Source organism: Aureisphaera sp. (genome assembly GCF_059726885.1).
In genome coordinates, this window is record NZ_AP041051.1 from 2,667,124 (window position 1) to 2,692,467 (window position 25,344).

The 25,344-nt window shown below is 40.3% G+C and carries 26 protein-coding genes; 7 read left to right on the top strand and 19 right to left on the bottom strand.

All coding sequences use genetic code 11. The features are described from left to right. Positions 1–2: 2 nt before the first annotated feature. Genes AC6JAD_RS11630 through AC6JAD_RS11650 form a run of 5 tightly spaced genes read right to left on the bottom strand, consistent with a single transcriptional unit; the run spans position 3 to position 5,058 of the window. A complete protein-coding gene (locus AC6JAD_RS11630; protein ID WP_461303368.1) occupies positions 3–1,043 on the bottom strand; it encodes a glycosyltransferase family protein in 1,041 nt (346 codons plus the stop codon). Beyond that, positions 1,036–1,968, bottom strand: a complete 933-nt coding sequence (locus AC6JAD_RS11635; protein WP_461303369.1) for a glycosyltransferase family 2 protein — start codon at positions 1,966–1,968, stop codon at positions 1,036–1,038. The genes AC6JAD_RS11630 and AC6JAD_RS11635 overlap by 8 nt, the downstream gene beginning before the upstream one ends. Next, on the bottom strand, positions 1,965–3,017 hold the full coding sequence (locus tag AC6JAD_RS11640) for a glycosyltransferase family 4 protein (RefSeq protein ID WP_461303370.1): 1,053 nt from the start codon (positions 3,015–3,017) through the stop codon (positions 1,965–1,967). The genes AC6JAD_RS11635 and AC6JAD_RS11640 overlap by 4 nt, the downstream gene beginning before the upstream one ends. A gap of 34 nt (positions 3,018–3,051) precedes the next feature. Beyond that, positions 3,052–4,284, bottom strand: coding sequence for an MFS transporter (locus AC6JAD_RS11645; protein ID WP_461303371.1), 1,233 nt, complete (start codon positions 4,282–4,284; stop codon positions 3,052–3,054). A gap of 12 nt (positions 4,285–4,296) precedes the next feature. Then, complete coding sequence (locus tag AC6JAD_RS11650) at positions 4,297–5,058, bottom strand: glycosyltransferase family 2 protein (RefSeq protein ID WP_461303372.1); 762 nt, start codon at positions 5,056–5,058, stop codon at positions 4,297–4,299. Positions 5,059–5,138: 80 nt separating this feature from the next. Between AC6JAD_RS11650 and AC6JAD_RS11655 the strand changes: the two genes are divergently transcribed. After that, complete coding sequence (locus AC6JAD_RS11655) at positions 5,139–5,822, top strand: polysaccharide deacetylase family protein (RefSeq protein ID WP_461303373.1); 684 nt, start codon at positions 5,139–5,141, stop codon at positions 5,820–5,822. On the opposite strand, the gene AC6JAD_RS11660 is transcribed toward AC6JAD_RS11655, so the two are convergent. Further along, positions 5,819–6,556: a glycosyltransferase family 2 protein gene (locus AC6JAD_RS11660; protein WP_461303374.1), complete on the bottom strand. Its 738-nt coding sequence runs from the start codon at positions 6,554–6,556 to the stop codon at positions 5,819–5,821. The two genes, AC6JAD_RS11655 and AC6JAD_RS11660, sit on opposite strands and share 4 nt — an antisense overlap. Positions 6,557–6,629: 73 nt before the next feature. Here AC6JAD_RS11660 and AC6JAD_RS11665 point away from each other — a divergent pair, with 73 nt between their 5' ends. Next, on the top strand, positions 6,630–7,463 hold the full coding sequence (locus AC6JAD_RS11665; RefSeq protein WP_461303375.1) for a glycosyltransferase family 2 protein: 834 nt from the start codon (positions 6,630–6,632) through the stop codon (positions 7,461–7,463). 16 nt (positions 7,464–7,479) lie between these two features. Here AC6JAD_RS11665 and AC6JAD_RS11670 read toward each other — a convergent pair whose 3' ends face one another. Next, positions 7,480–8,055 carry a class I SAM-dependent methyltransferase gene (locus tag AC6JAD_RS11670; protein ID WP_461303376.1) on the bottom strand — a complete coding sequence of 192 codons (576 nt, stop codon included), beginning with the start codon at positions 8,053–8,055 and terminating at the stop codon, positions 7,480–7,482. Further along, the gene (locus AC6JAD_RS11675) at positions 8,052–9,131 is read right to left on the bottom strand and encodes a glycosyltransferase family 9 protein (protein WP_461303377.1); all 1,080 of its coding nucleotides are present in this window, start codon (positions 9,129–9,131) and stop codon (positions 8,052–8,054) included. Before AC6JAD_RS11675 ends, AC6JAD_RS11670 begins: the two co-directional genes overlap by 4 nt. A gap of 43 nt (positions 9,132–9,174) precedes the next feature. Between AC6JAD_RS11675 and AC6JAD_RS11680 the strand changes: the two genes are divergently transcribed. Next, positions 9,175–9,927 (top strand): lipopolysaccharide kinase InaA family protein, encoded by a 753-nt coding sequence (locus tag AC6JAD_RS11680; protein WP_461303378.1) that lies wholly within the window; start codon positions 9,175–9,177, stop codon positions 9,925–9,927. On the opposite strand, the gene AC6JAD_RS11685 is transcribed toward AC6JAD_RS11680, so the two are convergent. Both AC6JAD_RS11685 and AC6JAD_RS11690 read right to left on the bottom strand, forming a co-directional pair. Then, positions 9,928–10,419 (bottom strand): hypothetical protein, encoded by a 492-nt coding sequence (locus AC6JAD_RS11685; protein WP_461303379.1) that lies wholly within the window; start codon positions 10,417–10,419, stop codon positions 9,928–9,930. A gap of 115 nt (positions 10,420–10,534) precedes the next feature. Next, positions 10,535–11,350 (bottom strand): 2,3,4,5-tetrahydropyridine-2,6-dicarboxylate N-succinyltransferase, encoded by an 816-nt coding sequence (locus AC6JAD_RS11690; protein WP_461303380.1) that lies wholly within the window; start codon positions 11,348–11,350, stop codon positions 10,535–10,537. A gap of 105 nt (positions 11,351–11,455) precedes the next feature. Between AC6JAD_RS11690 and ruvX the strand changes: the two genes are divergently transcribed. The 4 genes from ruvX to mazG all read left to right on the top strand — a co-directional run bounded on the left by ruvX (position 11,456) and on the right by mazG (position 13,851). Further along, the gene (gene ruvX, locus AC6JAD_RS11695; RefSeq protein WP_461303381.1) at positions 11,456–11,866 is read left to right on the top strand and encodes a Holliday junction resolvase RuvX; all 411 of its coding nucleotides are present in this window, start codon (positions 11,456–11,458) and stop codon (positions 11,864–11,866) included. Between the two features lie 71 nt (positions 11,867–11,937). After that, positions 11,938–12,528, top strand: a complete 591-nt coding sequence (gene def / locus AC6JAD_RS11700; RefSeq protein ID WP_461303382.1) for a peptide deformylase — start codon at positions 11,938–11,940, stop codon at positions 12,526–12,528. A gap of 59 nt (positions 12,529–12,587) precedes the next feature. After that, positions 12,588–13,004, top strand: a complete 417-nt coding sequence (locus AC6JAD_RS11705) for a DUF5606 family protein (RefSeq protein ID WP_461303383.1) — start codon at positions 12,588–12,590, stop codon at positions 13,002–13,004. 70 nt (positions 13,005–13,074) lie between these two features. Then, the gene (gene mazG, locus AC6JAD_RS11710; protein WP_461303384.1) at positions 13,075–13,851 is read left to right on the top strand and encodes a nucleoside triphosphate pyrophosphohydrolase; all 777 of its coding nucleotides are present in this window, start codon (positions 13,075–13,077) and stop codon (positions 13,849–13,851) included. On the opposite strand, the gene AC6JAD_RS11715 is transcribed toward mazG, so the two are convergent. The 9 genes from AC6JAD_RS11715 to AC6JAD_RS11755 all read right to left on the bottom strand — a co-directional run bounded on the left by AC6JAD_RS11715 (position 13,848) and on the right by AC6JAD_RS11755 (position 25,340). Next, positions 13,848–14,474, bottom strand: a complete 627-nt coding sequence (locus tag AC6JAD_RS11715) for a class I SAM-dependent methyltransferase (protein ID WP_461303385.1) — start codon at positions 14,472–14,474, stop codon at positions 13,848–13,850. The two genes, mazG and AC6JAD_RS11715, sit on opposite strands and share 4 nt — an antisense overlap. After that, complete coding sequence (locus AC6JAD_RS11720; protein WP_461303386.1) at positions 14,475–16,604, bottom strand: DUF349 domain-containing protein; 2,130 nt, start codon at positions 16,602–16,604, stop codon at positions 14,475–14,477. A 103-nt stretch (positions 16,605–16,707) separates the two neighbouring features. After that, positions 16,708–17,439, bottom strand: coding sequence for a shikimate dehydrogenase family protein (locus AC6JAD_RS11725; protein WP_461303387.1), 732 nt, complete (start codon positions 17,437–17,439; stop codon positions 16,708–16,710). 3 nt (positions 17,440–17,442) lie between these two features. Beyond that, positions 17,443–18,456, bottom strand: coding sequence for a DUF368 domain-containing protein (locus tag AC6JAD_RS11730; RefSeq protein ID WP_461303388.1), 1,014 nt, complete (start codon positions 18,454–18,456; stop codon positions 17,443–17,445). Then, positions 18,457–19,428, bottom strand: coding sequence for a DUF368 domain-containing protein (locus AC6JAD_RS11735; RefSeq protein ID WP_461303389.1), 972 nt, complete (start codon positions 19,426–19,428; stop codon positions 18,457–18,459). It lies immediately after the preceding gene. Positions 19,429–19,467: 39 nt separating this feature from the next. Next, complete coding sequence (locus AC6JAD_RS11740) at positions 19,468–20,868, bottom strand: tetratricopeptide repeat protein (protein WP_461303390.1); 1,401 nt, start codon at positions 20,866–20,868, stop codon at positions 19,468–19,470. 132 nt (positions 20,869–21,000) lie between these two features. Further along, positions 21,001–22,194, bottom strand: coding sequence for an aspartate aminotransferase family protein (locus AC6JAD_RS11745; protein WP_461303391.1), 1,194 nt, complete (start codon positions 22,192–22,194; stop codon positions 21,001–21,003). A 1-nt stretch (position 22,195) separates the two neighbouring features. Next, positions 22,196–23,977 (bottom strand): OstA-like protein, encoded by a 1,782-nt coding sequence (locus AC6JAD_RS11750; protein WP_461303392.1) that lies wholly within the window; start codon positions 23,975–23,977, stop codon positions 22,196–22,198. Positions 23,978–24,068: 91 nt separating this feature from the next. Next, positions 24,069–25,340, bottom strand: coding sequence for an adenylosuccinate synthase (locus tag AC6JAD_RS11755; RefSeq protein WP_461303393.1), 1,272 nt, complete (start codon positions 25,338–25,340; stop codon positions 24,069–24,071). Positions 25,341–25,344: the final 4 nt, after the last annotated feature.

Genomic DNA, 25,344 nt, shown 5'->3' on the forward strand with positions numbered 1-25,344 from the left:
CCCTAATTTGAGTCATCAAAGATAAGCCGTAAATAGTTTTGTTTCTGAAATTGAAACCCCCATTTTGGGTTTTCGTAATATTTATTTTGGGATCGGGCCATGATGTCAAATAGGCCTTCCATATTCCTATGGTCGTAGAACATGGCGTTTTCCTTGAAATCTTCAATATCATTGAACGCTTGTTCCATGAGCAAGGGAATGCGATATCCGAATGCCAAATTGTAACTGCCAGAGATCTTGTATTTCCGGAAACGTTGAAAAAATGTATTATTTGGATGAATCAAAGGCATGATATAATCACTATTAAAGATGTAATCATGAAAAAGTTCATTCGATATGAAGGCATCGAAAAAGACAAAATTCTTTGCCGATGGGTAGTTTTTGGCACCAGAAACAAAAGCCCTTGCATGTTCATCTTCGGGACGACCTAAGAAAATGACCTTCACATGTTCCGGAAGTTTCCAATTTTCGAAAATGCTGTAATCCCTTTTATTCAAGGAAATTACGCCAGGCACTGTAATCCAGACCTCACCCTCTGGTTTGTTCAATTCCCTTGGGTATTCGGGAAAGAAAATCGGGTAGTAGGAGCCCACCTTTTTGGTTGTCAGTCGCTCCTTGCCAATAGTATCCGTGATAAAATCATTTAACGTAAGGTAAGTGTCAATTCGGTTGGTAATCTTCTTTTGTTTGGGTTTTTCGAATAGATTATGGGCATTGTGAAGTGTTCCCACAAGTTCAATCCGTTTCGGGAATGGCAATGAAATAAGTTTCAGGATATTGCTTTCTGCGCTATTAAAGATAACGGTATCGAAACCTTCTTTCTTTATCTTCCGCCAGGTACGAAACCAGCTCATGTACTTTTTGGTTTTGGAACTAAGATCTAAATAGACAATTTCATGAAGATCGGTAAGGTTTTTAACACGTGGTTCCAATTTATGATGGCAAAACAGGCTGACCTGTGCGGTTCCCTTAAGATATTGAATCTGACTGTACAGGCATTCATCATGAAAGGCACCTGCTTCTATGAGGGCAACCTTACGCATCGAGAATGGTTTGTTTGTGTTTCAAGGAATGTTTTAATGGCATTCCAGCCCATACCAATTTGAATAATTTCCAGTATTTGGGTTTGACGAGGGACCGAAAGAAATAGCGAATACCGAAATAGATTTGAACGGTCTTAAACCCTAGTGAGCCAAAATGCTTACGCAGGTAATAGAATAATGAAATTTTTTGTTCTATTTTCATGACCATATTACTGCTGGAGCTTGCACTTTCGTAATGAATGTATTCCAATTGCGGCACCAAATAAGCTACTTTTTGTTTTTGTTTTAGCAATCGACGGCACACATCACTTTCTTCGTAATAGAGGAATAGGTTAGTATCGAATCCGCCAATGTCCAAAAAGGCCTTCGCATCTGTAAACATAAAAGCACCTTGCACATAATCTACCTTGAGTGGCTGGGAATAGGTCTTCTTCCTATTGGGAAAACGTTTTGGATTTACCAGTTCCAAAAATCCCCGTTTCAATAGTTCCCTTGCTGGCGATGCAAAATGATCTATGGTTCTCCTAAAGTTCCCATCATGATCTAGCATTTGGGGCGAGCACATACCCGCATTGGAATGGTTTTCCATGAAAAGGACCAACTCCCTTAGTGTGTCAGGACTCACTAGCAAGGTATCATTGTTAATAAAAGCGAAATAACGACAAGGACTTGCTTTTTCTACCCCCAACATATTTCCACCCCCAAAACCAGTATTCAATAGACTTCTAGTAAGAATTACCTTGGGTGAATTTATTTCTGTGATTCCAGCCTCAAGTATTCGGTAATTCTCCAATGTGGAAGCATTGTCCACTACCACAATTTCGAAAGATGTATCTTCTTTGGTATTGGCTATAATAGATTCTACACACTTTATGGTGTATTCACTGGAATTATAGTTAACAAGGATGCAACTTACGTCTATCATGGTTTTAAAATCGCGGTCCAAAGGTTCGATATATTTTCTACGGTATACATTTGGGAGGCATCAATGGCTTGTTCGGATCGATCCTCGGAGAAGGAATGATGCTTTAACAATGAAGCTAAGGTACTTTTAATTTCACCTTCCTCAAACAGCTCTCCATATCTTTCATTGACAATTTCTTTCGGACCACTATGGCTCGAGGCAATGGGCAATGTACCCTGGGACATTGCTTCAATGAGAATGATTCCGAAAAGTTCTTCCCATTTTTGGGTCTTTTTCGAATTCAATACCAAAAATTCATGCGAAGCCAACTCCTGTTTTAAGGCTTCTTTTCCCGAAACGTATCCCTTAAAGTGAATGTTGGCATATTGTTGGGCATACGATTGTGCTTCCAAGGACATTTTGCCATCTCCGATAAGTGTTAATGAAGCTGTGGGGTTTTCAGCAAAAAAATCCAAAAGTTCCTGAATGCCTTTCTCAGGCGTAAGTCTTCCTACATAGATGAAACTGTCACCTTTTCTTTTTTGAACATTCCTTTTAGTGAATGCGGGATGTAGGGAATGATATACGACGCTCACCGCGTTGACTTGAATGTTGTAATTTGAGGTTAACTGTGACTTACCCTGTTTGTTTACAGCGAAAATATGGAGACAATAATCTTCCAAGAAAGCCCGCCAAGTTTGCATTACTCTTTGGGTATTCTTTTTTCGCTTCGGATGAAAGGTTCCGTCCCAATACGTCCATGAGGTATGATAGTACAGCTGGTGCTTTTTTAGGAGACGAAGTAAGGATAGTAATTTAGGATCGAAGGGGGCAATACCCAAAACCACTTTTTTGTTTCTTGAAAATAGAAGGGATACCATAAAGCCTAAATTGGTAAACTGCTTGATAAATAGCTTCCATTTTCCCCTTAAAAGGCCTTTGTACAATTTACTGAATATTGAAAACTCACGGTAGGCGATACGATAACCATGGGCATGAGCCAAATGTTCCAAGCCGTAATAGTGACTTGGTGCGCCGTTTTTGTGCAGTACGTAAATTGTTTTTGGCATGCCTTGGCAAAGATCGAATAATTTCGGATACTACTTATGGGGCCTTTGTTCCGATCTCCTCAATTTCTTTAGAAATAAGGGGTTCGTCCTTAAAGTGGTTTCGCAACGAATAGATGAGTACGCCAAAAATTACCAATAGCGTTCCAGATACTATAAATAAGCCACCTGGCTCATCATCGGCTGAATACTCAGCGAATTTACCTGCCAAAAAGAAGAATAGCCTTCCAGGTATAAATATCACCGTAAATACTGTGGCTAGATATTTTGGGTTGGCCATTTTGTTGATGAGTGCCTGGATGGTAGGGGATATAAGGATTTCGGAAGCCCCATAGAACAGTAAGGCCACGAAAAAAACAACTACACCCAGAACAGAGTCCGGGGGAACAAAAAACAACATTCCAAAGGAAATTGCACAACTCAGAAACCCAAGAAAGAGTTTTATAAACCTGTTTATATAGTATACGAACCATAAAAACATCGCTATAACCCCAAATAGGATAGAGGTAAGGGATCCCATTGATGAGAGTATTGATTTTGGCAAGAAATCATACTGTTCGCCAATTTGAAATGAAACAAAATGAAGATCGCCACTTCCCAATTCGTAAAGTGCCCAGAAAATCCCACTAATAAGGGAAATTGCCAGCAGGTTTTTTAGCTTGTTTTGAAATAACCCCTTGGTCTTCATTGGGTGAAGGTCATTGGATTTGGAAGGAATAAAGTACAATATGGCAATGGCTGCTATGGCTAAAAGACCACTCATTATAAAAGCGATTTTATAGCTTAGGAGCTCACCCAAATAACCCAATAAAAGTACCCCAATGAAGGAGCCAGCATTAATAGACATATAGAAAAGGGTATGACGGCCGTCCAGTAATTTTTCCTTATGTACAATAGATTTTCCAAACTCCGAAAATAGATTTGGGGTAAAGAAACCTCCTCCCAATCCTATAAATCCCATACCAAGATATAACGACCATGTAGATTCGAAACACAGAAACAGCGCACCCATAGCATGTAATATTCCCCCGATAACTGCTGCGTTTTTATTACCTAGGAGCAAATCGCCTAGTAGGGCGCCGATGATCTGGAATATGAACAATCCAGCAGTGAACCATCCATAAATGGCAATGGCCTCGGAAGTGGACATTCCAATTGTTTCACTTACTAAATACAGCACCAGTACTGCCCTTAATCCATAATAGGCGGTACGTTCCAATAATTTAGCACTACAATATAAATATACCTGTTTGGACTCCTCTTTGGTCATATGTGTATGTGGTTAGTTGATTTTCCGATACAGCAACCATAGGTTGACGTACCGTTTAAATACAGAAAAGGCATTGATGTAGGCCAAAATAAACCCTTCCTTGCCATCCAAAATTCCAAGTCGCAGGATGTATTGATGCCAAAACCGATACCAGGGACGAAATAAGAAATGGTAAAGGTTGGGTTTCTTTCCTTTTTTGTAGAGCATCCGGGCCTGTAGCGCACTGTAGCGGTGCAGTTTTCCCGTATAATCATCCATGTTCTTATACGTATGGTGCGGAAGTTTTGATTTTAGTTTACTTATGGTGCCATCTACGTCCAAGGTTTCGTGCACCAGGTTTCCATTGTACCGACCGTGCTGCTTTTTGAATATTCGAACTACCCAATCGGTTTGGAATCCACTGTATTTTATACGTTTCCCCATAAAATGAAGCTGACGCTTTACACTGTAGGCAACCGCTTTGGGGTTTTTAAGGACATTTTGAATTTCCTTGGCGAGTGCTTCGGTAATTTCCTCATCAGGATCGAAAAATAGGATCCAGTCATGGGTAGCTTGGGAAATCGCAAAATTCTTCTGATCACTAAAATTATCGAAAGGACGTTGCACCACTTTGACATTTTCGAACCCGGATGCCACGGCTACGGTATCATCTGTACTATAGGAATCTACAATGATGATTTCATCCACAAAATGGAGGCTTTTAATAAAATCCGAAATTACAGTCGCCTCATTAAAGGTGATGGCAACTGCACTAATTTTTGTTTCCTGCTCCAATAGTGGCGTTTAGTTTGCGTAAAAGTAATAATTTTACAAGGATTACGAATTCAAGCATTTTGGCAAAACTCCCTGTTTTAATGTATCACAAGGTAGACCCCGTGCTCAGCCATGGGTTAACCATTGCAGTCTCAAAATTGGAAGATCAATTTCAATATTTGACCGAGCAAGGATATAGGAGTTACCATCTTTCAGAACTGGAATCCTTGACTCAACTTACCGAAAAGAAAAACGTGGTCATTACCTTCGACGATGGGTATGTGAATCAGTTAGACTATGCATTGCCATTGTTGAAGAAGTATAACCTAAAGGCTACTTTTTTTATTCCATTAAAATATGTGGGGGATCAGGATCAATGGAATGATACCCCGGAACCTATAATGGATGTGGATTCCCTAAGAAATATACCAACAGACCTAGTTGAATTGGCCTACCATAGTTATGCCCATAAAATGTACAGCGAGCTTTCCATGGCCGAAATAGATAAGGATACAAAACAAGCATTCGAAAGTGTTAAGGAACTACAACTCTCGCTACACCCATCGCTGGCATATCCTTACGGCAAGTTTCCTAGGGATGCAGAAGGCAAGATGCGTTTCTTCAAGCACTTGTCTGATCATGGATTTCGTTATGGCCTTAGAATTGGAAATCGTGTTAACTCATTTCCTTTTTCGGATCCTTACGAGGTCAATAGAATAGATGTGAAAGGGGAGTGGGACCTTTCAAAATTTAAAAGAAGGTTGAAGTTTGGTAAGTGGTTTTAGCGCATGCCCCTTTTAAGTAATATCAATTTGGCATAACGTTGAAATACACCATAGGCATTAATGGCCGAAATACTAAGTCCCGGAATCCCATCCTTAAATCCACCCTTCAGGATATAGGAGCTAAAGAATCGCCAAGATGGTTTAAAGAACAACAGAAATATATGTGCTGATGCACCCTTTTTTTGAAGTTGTTCCGCCTGAAACCAAGCGTAGCTCTCCCTTTTCTGAATGTAATGTTCTAAACCTTTGTACGTAAAATGCAAAACAGGATTCTTTAATGTGCCGATCGTTCCATTTACATGCAGTTTTTCATGCACCAAGCCCGAATACTGAGTACCTTCCCGCTTTACCAACCGCAGGACATTGCTGCTATGGTGGTACAGGAAACGATTCATATAAAAATGAGGGAAATTCAATTTATATCCTTGGTGCTTCCCATCCGCTACCGCTTTTTTAATTTCCAATTGCAAGGGATAGGTAATACGTTCATCGGCATCCAAAAAAAGAACCCAATCACCGGTGGCATGCTTTAGGGCGTGGTTCTTTTGGTTCGAAAAATTGTCGAATTCCCGTTGTAGGAAAGCGGATGCATATTTTTGGGCAATTTCAGGGGTGCGATCTGTACTGTAACTATCGATCACAATAATTTCATCGGCAAACAAAATAGATCGAATAGCCGATTCTATGTAGGCTTCCTCATTAAAAGTAGGTATAATGACACTAATTGTTGGCACGGTTCAAAGGTAATCATTTTGTGGATGTAAGGCCAAAGTTCGTTACCTTTGCAATCCATAAAAACAAGGTATTTTGGATAGTTTAGGCATTTCGGTTATCGTTAGTACATATAACAAAGAAGAATGGCTTCGTAAGGTATTGGAAGGGTATAAATACCAGACCTACAATCATTATGAAGTTATTGTAGCTGATGACGGATCCCGTGAATCGACCAAGGAATTGATAGATTCCTTTAAAAAGGACTATCCGGTGCCTTTGCGCCATATATGGCATGAGGATGATGGGTATCGTAGACAGCGCATACTTAATGTCGCCATAACTGAAGCCGATATGCCCTATGTCCTTTTCACAGATGGAGATTGTATTCCACGAAAGGACTTTATAGAGGTACATGCTAAATATGCGGAAGAAGGTTATTTCCTTTCAGGTGGTTATTGCAAACTTCCCATGAAGACCAGTGAAGTGATTGATGCCGACGATATCCGTACTGAACGCTGTTTCGATGTATCTTGGTTGAAGCAACAGGACAAGCTAAAAGGAACGCAATCCTTAAAATTGAATAGTGGCCCCGTCATGGCATCCATTTTAGATTTAATAACCCCGACGAATGCAAGTTTTAATAATTGCAACTCCAGTGCATGGAAAGAAGATCTTATTGCGATCAATGGATATGACGAGCGTATGCAGTACGGAGGTCCCGACCGTGAATTAGGAGAGCGCCTTGAAAACTTTGGGCTAAAACCGAAACAAATCCGTCATAAGGCCATTGTGCTTCATCTAGACCATGCAAGGGGCTACAAGACCAAGGAGTCTTTGGAACGAAACCTTGCCATTCGGAAAGCGGTGAAGGACGAGAAAAAGAAATGGACGGAACACGGAATAATTAAAGGCCCCAAGCCAGAATAGCTTATCTGGTAATCTTCTAATTTCTAGAATAGGCTCCTACTTTCCAATACGTATCATCTATGGTACTATGCACCACTTGAAAATCCTCTTCTTTAAGACCGGGATTGTCTTTAAAGTATTCCCAACAGGTTGCGCCTTCCCGAAAGATAGATACGATAAGAATACCTTTTGGGTCCAATCCTGAAAGAATGTTTTCTAGGACGCGACTGCGTTCCGAATCGTGAATATAGTAGAAGGCCTCATTAAGGATGATGGCTTCATATAATTCTTTGGGTTTAAAATGGAGTAAATCGTGGGTTTCGAAGTTTGCTTTAGGGAATCCTTGTTTTTTGGCTTTTTTAACCGAGACTTCGGCATAATCAACACCGAGAAAAGATTTGAATCCGTCGTAAGTCATCCGTCTATTTAAAACGCCATCCCCACAGCCTAGGTCCAAAATGGAGTTGGGCTGAAATCGATGTAAAAAGGCATCGATTTGCTCGTAACGCACCCGTTCCTTTTCGCCACCCAACTTATCCCATTTACCTCGAAAGTACTGGCTGTTGAATTTCATTTTCCGTCTCCAATGTCTATAGCGGTCTTTAAAATTCATGGGTTGGATGTTTTTAAGTGATGCGACAAATACGGTTTCAATTTGTTCAAGATTCGATCCGGGGTTAATTTACGGTATAATTGTTCAGGATTACTTTCGATTTCCTTTTTCTCCTCCCTCGATAGACTTTCAAAATAATCGGGATTATCTTCAAACAAATGAACGGAGTCGTGTGTTATTCCATCTTCAAAACTATTCCAATGCGATTTGTTGATGTACGGAGAATAAATTGTAAAAGTGGGTTTGTTCAATGCCTTTGCAATATGGACACTTCCACCTTCATTGGATAGTAAGAGGTCGCATTGGTTCATTAACTTTACAAACCCACGTATGGAATCCTCGTAAATGTCCAAGTTGATTTGCTCCTTGAATTCGCACAATTCATAAATTTTCAAGGCTTCCACCTTCTGATGTGGCGCATAATTAAAAAGTAGTGTGGCTTTATGATTCTTTGCCAGATAGTCAATGAGTTGGGCAGTGTACTCGTACGGCAGGGATTTGTTGGGTGTACTTCCCAAAACGCCTAACATAATAACCGGACGCTCCAAAGATGTAATCCTATCGTATTTCTGTTCTTCCTGGCTTAGGAAAATACGATACATTGGATCTGGATTCTCTATAGCAAAAGCTTTTTGCAATAGGTGCATCCGATCCTCCAATGCCTTACCACAAGCCATACTGGCAGTATCCAAAAAGGTAATAGTCTCTGTGTAGTACGGTAGTTTTAAATTTTTGTTTTTCCGCTTAAAACCAACTCTTTTTGGTGCTTTTGAGAACAAGCACATCATTCGGCTCTGAAATTTGGCGTACGGATCTATGATGATATCGTATTTCTCCTTTCGAATGGTTCGAATGGTCCTGAGCAATACCGTTATTTTTTTAAGCTCGGCGTCTTGGGCCAATATAATGCGATCTATATTAGGGTTCTGTTCAATGACACCCGCAGTATAATCGTAAACAAAATACGAGATATGAGAATCTGGATACTTCGATTTTAGATTGTTTGCCAAAACTGAAGCGATAAGGACATCGCCAATTCTTTTGTTCTGTATAACAAGAATTTTCTTTGGTTGCATTACCTTCGCAAGGTATCTTTTTTTTGAATTTTTAAAAATTAAAATGCCGACGAACTTCGTTGTACATGATGACTACAAGAACCAAACCGATAGGTTACACTCCCTTTTGAAGGATTTTGAAACCTCTGGTGTGGATGTGGTGAAGGGAGAGCGCAATGCGATCAAGAAGTTTGAATTGGACCATATCGTTTTCAATGTAAAAAAATTCAAAAACCCTAATATATTTCAAAGCCTGGTGTATCGGTTTCTGAGGCCTACCAAGGCAAGGCGCTCTTTTGAATACGCCCTGAAACTGGAAACTTTTGGTGTCAACACGCCTGCCCCAGTTGCTTATTACGAACGATTTGTGCTAGGACTCAAGGAAAGCTTTTATATCTCCAAGCATTTGGATTACGACTTCGATTTCAGGGTGTTAAATCATAATCCGAAATGGCCAAACCGCAAGGAAATATTGGAACAGTTTGCCGCTTTTATGTTTAGAATGCATGAACAGGGCATCAATTTCCTGGATCACTCCCCCGGAAATACATTGATCAAAGAGACAAGTGAAGGTCAGTTCGATTTTTACCTTATCGATTTGAACCGAATGCGTTTTGAAAAGCTGGATTTCAAAAAACGAATGCATAACTTCAGGAGGTTGTGGTTGTCTAAAACGATGATTAACATCATGTCACCGGTTTATGCGAAACTATGTGGTAAATCGGCAGCTGAGGTACATCATTGGATGACGTACTATTCGCGTAATTTCCAAAGAAAGGTGAATTCCAAGAAGATGCGAAGACGTAGAAGAGGATGATTACAGACTCTTGTACGTAATCTCAAAATCCTTGTTTTCCGGGTTAAAAACTACGATTATGTAGGTTTCCAGATTCTTGGAAGTTACATATTGTGTTAGATACCTCTGGTTTTCTCCAAAGGATTGTAGATATTTCAACTTTAGCATTCCTCCCGTATAAGACCCTTGAAAATGGGATTCCAATTCCCGATACTCGATACCGTTTAGATCTTTTGATTGCGTAATTGCTTGATTCACCGATTCTGTGTACATCTCAACAACTTCCTCTGTTAGAGGAGTATATTGGATGGGAATAAACCAAATACATTCGTTTATTTGGCCTTCTTTAGCATAAAGGACTGGCGCCACGTTATTCACCGAATATATTTGCAGTGCCATATTATAATAAACTTCCACTGTGGGATCAATTTCCGGATTTTGCCGAATCATTTCTCCCAACTCGTTTAGGTTGACCTTTTCGTAATTTACTGGAATGTAGGCACTTCTCTGCAAAAAGGGTATTGGCTTGGCCTCAAATCCTTCAGGGATTTTTGATCCACTGGATTGACACCCAGTTATTGCAAATAGAAAAAGGAGAAAATGTAATCTCCATATAATGGATCTATTCCTAAACTGCCACATCATGTTCCCTTAAGGCATCGTTCAATGAAGTTTTTTTATTGGTACTTTCTTTACGTTGCCCAATAATCAAGGCACAGGACACTTGATATTCCCCGGCTGGGAATTGTTTAGTATAACTTCCCGGGATCACTACCGAACGGGCAGGGACCCTCCCTTTCATTTCAATAGGGGTATCTCCAGTAACATCAATGATCTTTGTAGAAGCGGTCAAAACCACATTGGCTCCCAAAACAGCTTCCTTTTCAACGCGAACCCCTTCTACCACGATGCAACGGGAACCGATAAAAGCATTGTCTTCAATAATAACCGGAGCGGCCTGCAAAGGTTCTAATACACCACCAATCCCCACACCACCACTGAGGTGTACGTTCTTCCCAATCTGAGCACAACTTCCTACGGTGGCCCAAGTATCGACCATGGTTCCTTCATCTACGTAGGCACCAATATTCACATAACTAGGCATCATAATGACACCTTTAGAGATATAGGCTCCGTGTCTTGCAACTGCGTGCGGTACTACCCGAATGCCTTTGGCTTCATAACCTTTTTTCAAAGGAATCTTGTCGTGATACTCAAAAATACCAGCTTCCATAGTCTCCATTTTCTGAATAGGGAAATAGAGCACCACGGCTTTTTTAACCCATTCGTTCACTTGCCATCCATTACTGGTGGGTTCGGCGCATCTAAGTGTTCCTTCGTCACAAAGACGAACCACTTCGCGAATAGCGTCTTGGGTTTCTTGATTTTGAAGTTGGGAACGATCTTCCCACGCACTTTCTATGATTTGCTGTAATGCTGTCATGCTAAAAACTGGATTTTCAAAGGATATACAAAGATAAACGGCTCATTGAAATCACGCCGCATTTTTAGCATACTATTTTGTAAACTGCTATTTTTGCATCCAATTATGGCGAGGATACTGGCATTGGATTATGGAACGAAGCGAACTGGGATTGCTGTTACGGACGAATTACAAATTATTGCGTCGGGATTAACAACAGTTCCCACTGCTGAATTAATGGACTTTCTGAAGGAATATTTCAGTACCGAAAAGGTGGAACTGGTATTGGTCGGGGAGCCCAAGCAAAAGGATGGGACCCATTCTGATGTAGAAGGAGCGATTCAGAAATTCTTGGAAACCTATAGTAAGGAGTTTCCAAGTATTCCTTTTGAACGCCGGGACGAACGCTTTACCAGTAAAATGGCATTCCAGACGATGATTGACAGTGGTTTGAAGAAAAAGCAACGGCAAAATAAGGCGCTGGTCGATGAGATAAGCGCGACTATAATATTACAGGATTATTTGAGTAGGCAGTAAGCGATGTCTATCCGTATGGCAACGTACGGAACAAAATCGCAACTGATTAAATGAAAAACTAAGGACAGAAGATGATTTATCCCATAGTGGCATACGGAGACCCCGTGTTACGAAAAGCAACAAAAGAAATTACGAAGGAGTACCCAAAATTGGAGGAACTCCTGGACAATATGTTCGAAACGATGTATGCAGCGCATGGTATTGGCTTGGCCGCACCGCAAATTGGGATGCCGATTCGTTTATTTATTGTGGATGCCACACCATTTGAGGATGACGAGGACCTATCTGAAGAAGAGCGTGAATTTGTTTCAACCTTTAAACGGGTTTTTATAAATGCACAAATTGTCGAGGAAACAGGCGATGAATGGGCGTTTAATGAAGGTTGTTTAAGTATTCCGGATGTGAGGGAAGATGTGTTTAGGCAAAGTACCATTACGATAGAGTATTTGGATGAAAACTTCAAAAAACAAAGGGAAACCATAGATGGGATCGCTGCGAGGATCATTCAGCATGAATATGATCATATAGAGGGAATCTTATTCACAGACAAACTATCTGCTTTAAAGAAGCGTTTAATTAAAGGTAGGCTTGCCAATATATCAAAAGGCAAGGTAAAAGTGGATTACCGGATGCGTTTTCCGCAAGCCAAAAAGAAACGTTAATCCGTTTGGAATAATCGTGATAAGGATGCATATTTGCGCCCTTCAAACGTAAAAAACGAATGAGCTTAGAAAAAGTTTTATCTATTTCCGGAAAACCAGGTTTGTACATGTTGAAAACCCAAACCCGTACGGGTTTATTGGCGGAATCCTTAGTGGATGGTAAGAAAATAACCGTGAGCGCACGTCACAATGTGAGTTTGCTTTCAGAAATTGCCATCTATACACTTACTGAAGAAGTTCCCTTAAGTGAGGTTTTTCAGAAGATAAATGATAAAGAGAATGGAGGAGAGGCCATTAGCCATAAATCTTCCAAGGATGAGTTGGAAGAATACTTCTTCAATGTATTGCCGGATTATGATGAGGATAGGGTATATGCGAGCGATATCAAAAAAGTGGTACAATGGTACAACTTGTTGAATAAGCATGGTTTCAGTGATTTTTCTGAAGCCGAATCCGATGCTTCCGAGGAGGAATAACCTTGATAACTTTTCAATAAATTAACTGCAAAAAATCCTTACCCTCGTAAGGATTTTTTTAGTTTTAGATATGCAAAATTCTAGGGAACAACAGTTAGCCGCTTACGACCGTCTGCTCACCATTATGGATGAGCTTAGGGAGCAATGTCCTTGGGACAGAAAACAGACCATGCAGACCCTACGTCATCTAACTATAGAAGAGACGTACGAATTAGGCGATGCCATTTTGGAGAATGACTTGGAGGAAGTAAAGAAGGAACTTGGCGATCTACTGTTGCATATCGTTTTCTACGCAAAGATTGGGAGTGAAAAAAAACACTTCGATATGGCCGATGTGGCTAATGATATTTGTGAAAAATTGATTTCCCGTCATCCACATATTTATGGAGATGTTGAAGTGGCAGATGAAGAGGAAGTAAAACAGAATTGGGAAAACCTGAAATTGAAGGAAGGTAAAAAGAGTGTGCTTGAGGGGGTGCCTACTTCACTACCAGCCATGGTAAAAGCCAACAGAATTCAGGATAAGGTGGCTGGGGTCGGTTTCGATTGGGAAGAACCCCAGCAGGTTTTTGAAAAGTTAAAAGAGGAGTTGGAAGAATTACAACATGAAGTGGCACACAATAATCAAGAAAAAATTGAACAGGAGTTTGGCGATGTGCTCTTTTCCATGATCAATTACGCCCGTTTTTTGAAAGTAGACCCCGAGAGTGCATTGGAGCGGACCAATAAAAAGTTTATCAAGCGATTTCAGTATTTAGAGAGCAAAGCAAAGGAAAACAACAAGTCCCTGAAAGAGATGACCCTGGCAGAGATGGATGTGTATTGGAATGAGGCGAAGCTTCTTTAGGCTTTCGAAAGTACAATAAGTCGATCCGAGATTTCTAGTTGGGCATACTCCAAATGCTCTTGAATCCACAATAGATTTTGCTCAGAGTAAAATATCACATGAGTAGGATCATCTTTATAATACCAAGTAGAAAATTGGGAGGCCCCTGGCAATAATTCGCTCATACAAAAAAGGGTGCCATTGGGTTTTAAGAGTGATTGCATTAGCTGAAACTCTTCATAGGGCTTATGGAAATGCTCAATGACCTCGCAGCATACTATAAAGTCATAGGTTTTATCAAGTACCGATCTGTCCGAATGAAAAAAGGGATCCCAAAGATGCATTGCATATCCTCGATCCCCCAATATTTTGGATATGACAGGTCCGGTGCCGGCACCAAAATCCAACCCCATACTGGTCGTTGGAAATGTCTTTACTACTGCTTCAACAATTGGATTTACAAACCGTTGGTATCTAGGGTCCTCAATATTATTATTGTGTTGTAGGTAGCGTTCCCTTTCCTTTTGTGGATTCGGAAAATCTTCAGGGTTGCGAAAAACACTACCACAATTTGAGCAAGTTAAAAATTGAAACGCATCTACCCGCTGCTTTACATTTGTACTCTTACACAGCGGACATACCATCTATTCTTCCCTTTTGCGCAGTGAACGTATTTTTTGGAGTTTACTTTTCCAGATGTCCAATTGTTCCTTGTGTCGGTTTATGTTTTTATGCACATCTTTCACAAGGGGATTGTCCTCCTTTGCATTTTGAAAGAAGCCAAGATTATTCTCTAACTGACGGATTTCCTGTTGTACTTCGGTGATCTTCTTCGAAATAAAGAATTCTTCGTTCTGCAGTTTCCTTTTGTCTTCTTGGGAAACCATGGTATTCAATTTGTTTTCGAAACGAATCATTTCGGTTTCTTGTTTTCCAAGATTCAATTTCCCGAATAGACCATCCAAAGTTTTATTGAACTTACGTTCAATGTTTCTTTTATTGAAAGGGACACGGCCTATGGCTTTCCATTCGGTTATTTTCCCTTTGATCGTCTCCAGATCGGCAGTATGATCACCACTTAACTCCATAGAATCCATGCTATTCAATAGGGCTTCTTTGGCTTCATAATGTGCCATTTCTTCTTTATTGGCCTCATTGCGTTCGGCATGTACCCTGTCGAAATAGTGATTGCAGGCATCTTTGAACTGCTTCCATATTTTGTCGCTTTCCTTTCTCGGAACATGACCTATGGATTTCCAATCACTTTGTATTTTCTTCATGAGTGGTGTCACTACATCAAAATCATCACTCTCCTTATTTTCTTCAGCTATTTTTATAAGCTCCAATTTCTTTTCCAGGTTGGTGTACTGATCCTTTTTCTGGTTTTTATAGAAGCTGTTTTTTTCGCGGTTAAAATTACGGGTGGCTTCTTTGAAAACGTTCCAAATCTCTTTTGCCTTAGATCTTGGAACCTTGCCTATTTCGAAATAGGAATCCCGCAACTTCTGAACCTCCTTTATGCCCTGTTGCCATGCTTTATGACTACCATTTGTAGCTTCTGTTAGTGCATTGATTTTGGCCACAATTTCATTCTTCAAGTCAAAATTTTCTTCAAATTTAGACTCTTGCTCCTTTAGATAGTCCTGCCTTTTTTCATGGATCACCTTGGTGGCAGCACTAAATTTTTCCCAGACATCTTCCCTGAACTCCTTGGCGACGGGTCCGATGTCCTCCTTCCACATTTTATGGAGCATTTGCAGTTCCCTGAATGACTTGCTAAGATCCGCTTCTTGGGCTAGTTCTTCGGCCCTTCCAATCAGTTTTAGCTTTTGTTCTAGGTTATGCTTAAAATCTAAATCGCGGAACTCACGGTTTAAATGAAGGAAATCATAGAAGTTTTCAACATGGTGACGGTAGGTATTCCATACGGTATTGTACTTGTCCCGTGGAATTGGACCTGCGGTATGCCAACGCTCCTGTATGTCCTTAAAATGCTTATAGGTTGAATTGATATTTTCTTCAGCGTTCAATAGGCCTTTCAATTCCTCAATTAGCTCTTCCCGCTTGTTATAATTTGCCTGTAGATCCCGTTTCAGGTTCTGGTAATAACTGTTTCTCTTCTCTTTGTAATCGAAATACAGGGAATTGAACTGCTTTTTAAGTGGAGTCGTATAATGGAAATCGATAATGTTTCCACCTTCTGCAAGGAATTCTTCCTTTTTCTGCTGTAATTCTTCGGCAAACTTGGCATTGAATTCGGTCTTGATCTCTTCGACACTGTTCTTAATGTTCTGAACATTATTATTCTTAAGAAGTTTCTGAAATTCTGAGATTAGTTCTTCCTTATTTAGGGCATGGTAATCCACCTCTTCCTCCTCCTCTTGAGATTCCTCATGTTCTTCATCAGATGAAGCAACTTCCTCTTCATCAGTAGTGTCCTTGGAAGCGACAGCTTCTTCGTTATCTACTACGTCCTCTTCTTTTTCCTTGGCAGCCTCTACTTCTGCTTTTTCAGTTGCTTCGTCACTGGCTGTTACTTCTTCTTCTGTTTCTTCATTGGTCTCCTCTGTAGGGATTTCAGAAGAATCTTCAGGAGTTAAAACCTCATCCGTTTCCTGTTTTTTTACTTCTTCAGCAGCTACTTCTGTGGGTTCTTCGGATCCAGTTTCTATTTCCTCAGAATTTTGTGCGGGGATATCTTGAGCAGGTTGCTCAATCGGTTGATTCTCTCCGGTTTCGTTTTCTTTTTCGCTAGGCAATTCTTTGTCAGACATCTATTTCAATGTTAAGGTTCGTACTATAGGAACGTGAAAGATACTAACAACCTTGCACATGGCAAAGTTCTAGCAATACTTTTGGTGTTAAAGGTTTAGGGGTTTAGGATTTCCAAATGCTCCATGCTTTTTCAGCCTGGTACTCCAACATTTTCAAGCCATTACAGACTTTTGCTCCTTTTGCGAAACCTCTTTTCAGGAATTCAGTTTCACGCGGATTGTATATGAGATCGAAGAGGAAATGATTGTCCGTAATTTGTTGGTAGGGAATACTCGGGCACGCATCTACTTCTGGGTAGGTGCCAAGTGGAGTGCAGTTTACGATTAAAAAATGGGTGTCCATGATCTCAGGGGTAAGATCTTGGTAGGTGATCGTCTCTTCTGTTTTATTCCGTGAAACCGATAGGAACTCGAACCCCATCGCACTTAGAACATACCGTATCGCCTTGGCTGCTCCTCCGGTTCCGAGAACCAATGCTGTTTTGGCCTCCAATGGAAGGAAATCGGCCAAGGATTTGGCAAACCCGTAATGATCTGTATTATATCCGGCCAAACGACCATCCTTTAGCTTCTTGATAGTGTTTACGGCGCCAATTGCCAAAGCCTCTTTATCTATGCGGTCTAAAAGGGGCATCACCTCTTCTTTATAGGGAATGGTTACATTAAAACCCTTTGCGTCTGGGTATTGAGCAATTACATCTGGGAGTAGTTCTATACACTCCAAATCGAAATTTTGATAGGTGTCCTTTCGTTTTTCCTTTTCAAACTTTGTGGTGAAATAAGTTTTCGAAAAGGAGTAATCGATGTTTTTACCTATAAGTCCATATCGTGCCATTGGTTATGGGGTCGTCTTCTTTTGGTACCAATCTAAACTAAGTACAATCAATACTCCCACAATGATAAAGAAAATCGCAAGAAATGTATCGAAAGAAAATTCTGATGGCCAATAGCGACTGTATCCTGTCACTACTTCTTGGCCATTTGCATCTAGAATGAAATTACCCAATACGTCCTTTTCGTAAAGTGTTTTTTTCCAAGGCCAAACCACACCTAAAGAGCCAGTAATAAATCCTATTATTACAGCAAAAGTGGCTTGCTTATAGCGTTTTAGAAGATATCCAAGGAAATGGGAAAGTGAAACCAATCCTGTTAATGAACCCAATGCGAATACAGCCAATACAAGAAGTAAATTCAAGCGTATTGGATCTTCAACAAAGGAAAAATCCCAATTAATTATGTTGGCGATAGTATCGTATAATGCGTTTACGGAATCGACTAAAAGAAGTACGTAATTTCCTAAAAGGATTAAAATGAAGGATCCCGAAAGGCCAGGTAAGGTCATACCACTCACTCCAATAATTCCACAAAAGAAAACAAACCATAATTGATCATTCTGTTTTGCGGGTTCCAGAAAACTTATGCTTATCCCGACTAAAACACCAAGAATTAAGTAACCCAGATATTTCCGGTTCCATTTTCCGAAATCCTTTGCTACATAGTAAATGGAGCCTATAATCATCCCGAAAAAAGCACTCCAAACATATAATTCGAAATGTACCAGTAGGTAATCCAATATTTTTGAAACACTAAAATAACTAATGATCATCCCTAAAATGAGCAGCCCAAGAAACCGACCGTTTATGTACTGCCAAAAACTACTAAACCTTCCATTTATAAGAAGTTTGAAAGCCTTTCCATTTACCTTCTGAAGTGAATAGATAAATTCTTCGTAGAAACCGGCAACAAAAGCGACCATACCACCAGAAACGCCTGGCACCTTATTAGCAGCACCCATGGCCAACCCCTTAAGGACAAGCCATATCTTATCGCTAAAGGTTCTCGTTTCCGTCATTTAATCTGTCTTTTTGGATACGGCGATTCTTTCCAAAGTGAAAATGGCCAAAAATCCTATGACCGTAAAAAGCAATGCAAGCCATAATTTTGCATCGCCATCAAAGTGCGTAGGAAGTACGCTTTTTTCCAGAAATGGCACTTGTTCGCCGTCATGATTTGTCCTAAAGGAGAGTACTTCTTTCCATGGCCATATCTTATTAAGTGCGCCAATCATGAATCCTGTAAGTATAGCCAGGGTTAAGTTCTTATGATTTGAGAACATCCAATTCAGTACTTTAGAAAAGGCCTTGAGTCCGATGACAGCACCTAAAGCAAAGACGAGCATTTTTACAAAGGCATCCATGAACATGGAACCATCCATACTTCGAATACTATCAATGAACTGCGAAATAGTTCCAATAACGGCTTCATAAGCTCCTAGTAGAAGCAAAATGAAAGATCCAGATATTCCCGGAAGGATCATAGCAATAATAGCAATACAGCCAGCAAAGAACAAAAACCATGTGCTGTCTGGAGATCCTACAGGTTCCATAATGGTTATAAAATAGGAGACCATGGCGGCAATGACAAGTGCAACAATTGCCGCTACATTCCATTTGGTTATTTGTTTGCCCACATATACAATGCTTGCGATTATAAGTCCGAAAAAGAATGACCAAACTGCAATGGGATGATTCTCCAGCAACCAACTTATAAGTTTGGCCAGCGAAAGAATACTCACTAGAACCCCGCCAAATAGTGCTGTAAGGAATGAAAGGTTATAGTGGTTCCATGCCTTTTTTATTCCCTCTGTTTTCCAGATCTTGAAAAAGCCCAAATCCAACTTGTGTATGGTTTCAATGAGTTCTTCATAAATACCGGAAATAAACGCAATGGTTCCACCGGAAACCCCAGGAACCACATCGGCAGCACCCATGGCAATTCCCTTTAAAGAAATGACTAGGTATTGTAAAAAATTTCGGGAGGGCATAGATTGGATTTCGTTTTGACAAATCCAAAAATACGCATTTTATAGCGAAGGTTTCTTGTGATCCTTGATTAATTCCTGCACTCTTTTTTTGCGATATACCTTAGGGAAAAGCTCTTCGATTATCATAGCAAACTCATCATCTAAGTTCAATGCATTTCTAAGATGAAATTCGGCCTTGTTATCCTCTAATTGCTTGTAATAAAGACCCGCAAGACGGTATTCTATCTCGGCATTTTCAGGATAGAATTCTGCAGCTTGTAAAAGATTATTGATAGCGGCATCGTATTCCCCTAATTCGATTAGAATATCGCAACGGGACAACCAGGTTTCCATTTCATAGTTACCCAATTCGATGCTTCGTCTAAAACCATGTTCGGCTTCCTCAAAAAGATTGAGGCGCTTGTTGATTTTCGCATATCGTTTCCAATACAATACGTTTTCGGTATCTATATTGATTGCTTTTTCGATATAGTATAGGGCCTTTTGGTAATTCTTCTTCCTAAAGTAGAAATCGGTTATGGCTATCCAACCTTTATCCAAAAGAGCGTCCTCCTCCACACATTTATTATAGAATTGAAGTGCCAATTCATAATTCTCCAGTTTTTCATAACACTTCCCGATACGCAATAAGGCGAAGGAAGTGGGTTCGTCCAATCCCAAGGTAATGGAATAGCTCTCAATCGCCCTTTCATATTGCTTCAGTCTTTCCAGAACTTTACCCTTTTCCAAGTAGGCTCCAATAAAGCGATCGTCACTAATAACGGCAAAATCGAATGCTGCAAGCGCCTTTTCGTATTCTTTTAGCACATAATATTGCTTTCCTACTTGATGCCAAGCTACCTCACAATATGGGTTTTTGTTTAGAAAATCATTTAGGTAATCTATTGCGGCTTCGTGTTCTTCTAAATAATCGAAACAATAAATGATATTGTAGAGGGCAGAATAATCCTGTTCGTCCTGCTCTAAGCATTTCATGAAATAGTATTTCGCATTTTCGAAGTCTTCCATGAAAAGGTACTCCATTCCCATTAAAGAGAGCACGTCTGCTTCATCCGCAGTGACCTCTAGGGCTTTTTCCAAAAGGGCTATTGCCTTTTTATGCTCATCCCTTCGGGAATACACATTGGCTTTTTGGATATAGATTTCTTCATTGGATTTTTCGAGAATATATAGTTCGTCCAAAATTTCCTCAGCCTTGTCCAATTCATTTTCAAAAATATGCATCTCTACCTGAAACAATCTAAGATTGGTAGAGCTAGGATGTTGCTCTAGTCCCATCTTCGTTGCTTTTTTGGCAAGGGCTACTTTACCGTTTTCCAAGTAATGTTGAATAATTTCCTCGAACTCTTCGGAGTCGAAGAAATAAACATCATTAGTCTTTAACATGGATTCGAAACGGGAAAGTGAAAAGTTGTTATGTTCGTTAGAACTCAAATGCATACAAGCGTTTTAACTATTTCTCAAATTAAAGATACTAATGTATTAAAGCCTTCAAGAGTCATGCCCTTTTTCTTGTTAACAAGCTTATTAACAGCTTTTTTAGAGGGTTAAGAGGTTGTTATTCAGTGTCTTTCACTCGTGATTTTCGGATTGGATTTTATCAAGCACACCTGTCAAAATTGCACATCCTTTTGCAATTTCGTCATCACTGATCGTGAGTGGGGGGGTAATACGTATGGCACGCGGTTCGAAAAGTAGCCAAAATAGGATAAGATGCTTGGCTTTGCATTCCAGAATTACTTGTGTGGCCAATTCACCATTGTCAACAATCGCTGCCAACATGAGTCCTTTGCCACGTACTTCTTTAATTAAGGGATGGGATAGGTGTTTTCGGAAAAGAGTTTCCTTGCGATCTATTTCCTGCATGAGATTACTTTCCGTAATTTCCTTAAGGGTAGCCAAGGCTGCGGAAGCAATGACTGGATTTCCCCCAAACGTGGTAATGTGACCTAACTTGGGGTTGTCCTTTAACAAGGCCATATGTTCTTGGGAGGCCGTAAACGCACCAATAGGAAGTCCACCGCCCATACCTTTGCCCATGACCAAAATATCTGGTACCATGTCGTACTGTTGGAAACCAAAGAGTTTTCCGGTACGTCCAAAACCTGGCTGGATTTCATCTAGGATTAACAACGCACCTACTTCGTCACAGCGCTGCTTGACCTTTTTTAGATACTCATTTTTGGGAAGGATAAAACCTGCACCGCCTTGAATAGTTTCCAAGATTACTGCCGCTGTGGATGGAGTAATTCGCCCTAAACTTTCTATTTCATTAAAGGTAATGGGATAGCAATGGGGGAGCAAAGGTTTAAAAGGAACCTTCCTTTCTTCAAATCCCATAATGCTGAGAGCACCCATGGTATTGCCGTGATAGGCATGATGTGCATATAGGATTTCGCTTCTTCCCGTAACACGACGTGCCAGTTTTAAGGCACCTTCTATAGCTTCGGTACCACTATTTACCAAATAGGTGGTATCTAACGGAGCTGGTAGATGGCTTGCAAGGAGTTTACATAGCTCAATAGCGGGACCTTGGGCATATTCACCATATACCATAACATGAGCATATCTGTCCAATTGAGCTTTGATGGCGGCATTAACCTTTGGATGTCCATGTCCTAACGCACAGGCCGAGACCCCAGCAACGAAATCGAGATGGGCATTGCCTTGCATATCATAAATGTAGCTTCCCTTAGCATGGGAAATTTCCATTGCCAAGGGATGTGGTGTGGTTTGTGCTTGATATTTAAGGAAATCAGAAAGCATGTTATTGCTCTTTTATTAATTCCTTCTTGTCTCTTTCCTCCTTTTGTAAGGAGTCCAATTTTTGAGTTCTGAATTTGGGGTCTTCCTCGCGATCCTTTAAATCCTTAACTTTTAGCTTGGAATACTCTGGAATCTCCAGTTCTTCTTCATCAATTTCATCAAAAAATTCTCCTTCATCCTCTGGTAATGGGATTCCTTTAATTTTAGGTAATACGGGTTTGGGTTTTCCGGCAAAAAGATCATTTTTGTTAATCAGGCGTTCATCACCACGCCATTTAAAACCAGGTAACAATCGTGCATTTTCGGGAAATTGGCTTTCTGGATACACCTTTCCGGGTACTTTGTTTATGAATCGCATCCCCGTTATCTTCTGTTCTTCAAGATACAACTGTATCGAACTGGATAGGGTATTATCTATTCCAACCAATTCGTTTTTGTCATTTCTAAAATAGTAGATAACCTCCGAGTTCTTTATAATATTCACGGTATCGAGTTGGTTATTTGTAAACAACCCGATGAGGCGTTCCCCCTTTACCTGATTATACGCATTGACCTCTAATGTGTCCTTCTGAATTAAAAATGAATTGTTGAACACCTTCAAAGTATCCAATTCGTCAGTTACTTTATTATTTATTAAATGAATGGTGTCACCGGTCATTTGATTTTCCCCGCTCCAAAGGATGGGTTCCCTTAATAATTTTGTGATTCCTAGTTGCTCATCAATATATATTGAGTCGCATTTACCGCTCGTAGGTTCTTCACCTTCCAATCCTTCCTTAAACATACGGGCCCGATAAAATCCTTTAATAATACGGTTTTCCGGCTTACCAGTCACCTGAAGTGTATCGGCATGCACATAGACCGAATCTTGTTCCTGAAGAGTCACGGCAACCGCCCGTTTGGTAATGAACACGGAATCCTTAGCTCGGAAAACTTCAGCATAATGTCCTCGAATAATACTTTTATTAATGGTGTCAAGCACTTTTATATTATTGGTTGCTGAAGCAAAACTCTCGTTTCTATCAAAATAAATGCTGTCCCCATATAAGGTCCTATTCTCATAGTCGATACGGGAGTTCTTCACAAAATGCCCCGTATTGGCCCGTGTGTTATAGTATCCTCGTTCACAGTATACTGTGCTGGTCTCACTTTCTATAGTACTAGGTCCATAGAGATAGGCACCCCCTGTTTCAGAGTAAAAGTCCAATTGTGGGGACTTTACCGTGTATTCCGGATTTTTGATGGTTACTTCTGAAAGGAACTGGTATTTTTTGGTATCTGCATAGTACCTTCCAATCCAACTGGTCAATGTACTGGCGGTATCCTGAACCGTTCCGCCACTGCGATAATAGGCTTGTTGTTTTACCCTATCAAAGTATAGCGTATCGGTACTTAGGGTTGTTTTGGGTTCTTTTAGGATGACATCGCCACTTGCAAATGCAAAGGACGTATTGCCATTGTACTCGGCATATTTACTTTTCATGGAAACGGTGTCTCCCTGAAGTATTCTAACATCCCCGTAGGCCTTTACAAAATTGTCTTTGAAATATACATAGGCTTGATTGCACCACATTTCGACCCCTTCATGAACGATATATACCTGTCCTTCGCTATCCATGGTATAGATAACAGCATCTGGAAATTCTGGCTTTTTTTCAAAATACCCCGATTTAACGGATACTTGGGTGGTTTGGGAAGAGTCACGCTCAATTATGTTTACCTGACCGTAGCTCCATGAAATGGAGAAGAGTATCAAAAACAATATGTGTAGCGTACGTTTCAAAAAAGCAATAATAAAGATTACCGCAAAAATAGGGTGCTAATTGTATATTAAAAAATGATCACACCCAAATGAAAGCAGCTTATCGATACGTTTATCTATGAATAGTTTGTGTTCTATCCGGGCCAACTGAAACAATTGTGATAGGCACTTCCAATTCCTTTTCCAGGAACGCAATGTATTCATTAAGTTCCTTTGGAAACTGGGAAGCATCCGACATTTTGGTAAGGTCTTCTTTCCAGCCTTTCATTTCAGTATATAAAGGAGTCACATTTTCCGCTTCAATATTATAGGGTAAATGATGTATGGTCTCACCTTTGTATTTGTATGCTGTACAAACTTTGAGGGTATCGAAACCACTTAAAACATCTCCTTTCATCATCATAAGCTGGGTAACGCCATTTACATGCACCGCATATTTCAGGGCTACCAAATCTAACCAGCCACATCTTCTTGCGCGTCCAGTGGTGGCACCAAATTCATTTCCTACACGCCCCATGGTTTCCCCATAGCTATCAAATAGTTCGGTAGGGAAGGGGCCACTTCCTACCCTAGTGGTATACGCCTTAAATATTCCAAAAACGTCCTTAATCCTATTAGGGGCGACACCCAAACCAGTACAAGCTCCGGCTGCAGTGGTATTAGATGAAGTTACGTATGGATAGGTTCCAAAGTCTATATCGAGAAGAGATCCTTGGGCACCTTCCGCAAGGATTGTCTTTCCATCTTTTTGTGCTTGATGGATATACTCCTCGCTATCGATAAAGGTTAATTGCTTCAACACTTCAACGGCTTTAAAGAATTCGTTTTCCAATTCTTGTAAATCGTATTGGATTTCAGCTTTATAGAAATCTATCATTGCTTCGTGCTTATTGGCCAAGGCACGGTATTTTTCTTTCCAGTTGTCCATTTCAATATCGCCCACACGGATCCCATTCCTTCCGGTTTTGTCCATATAGGTTGGGCCAATTCCCTTTAGTGTAGATCCAATCTTTGCTTTTCCTTTAGAGGCCTCACTAGCGGCGTCCAACAATCGATGTGTAGGCAAGATTAAGTGTGCCTTTCTCGAAATGAGCAATTTTTTATTGATGTCAAGATTGAACTGTGCCAAATTATCCAGCTCCTTCTTGAAGATAACAGGGTCTATAACGACTCCATTACCTACCAAATTGATGGCATTCTCATGGAAAATCCCACTAGGAATGGTATGAAGTACATGTTTGATACCATCGAATTCTAAAGTGTGACCTGCATTGGGGCCTCCTTGAAAACGAGCAATAATGTTATAATTTTGGGTAAGAACGTCGACTATTTTTCCTTTTCCTTCATCTCCCCATTGTAGTCCTAGTAGTAAGTCTACTGCCATATAT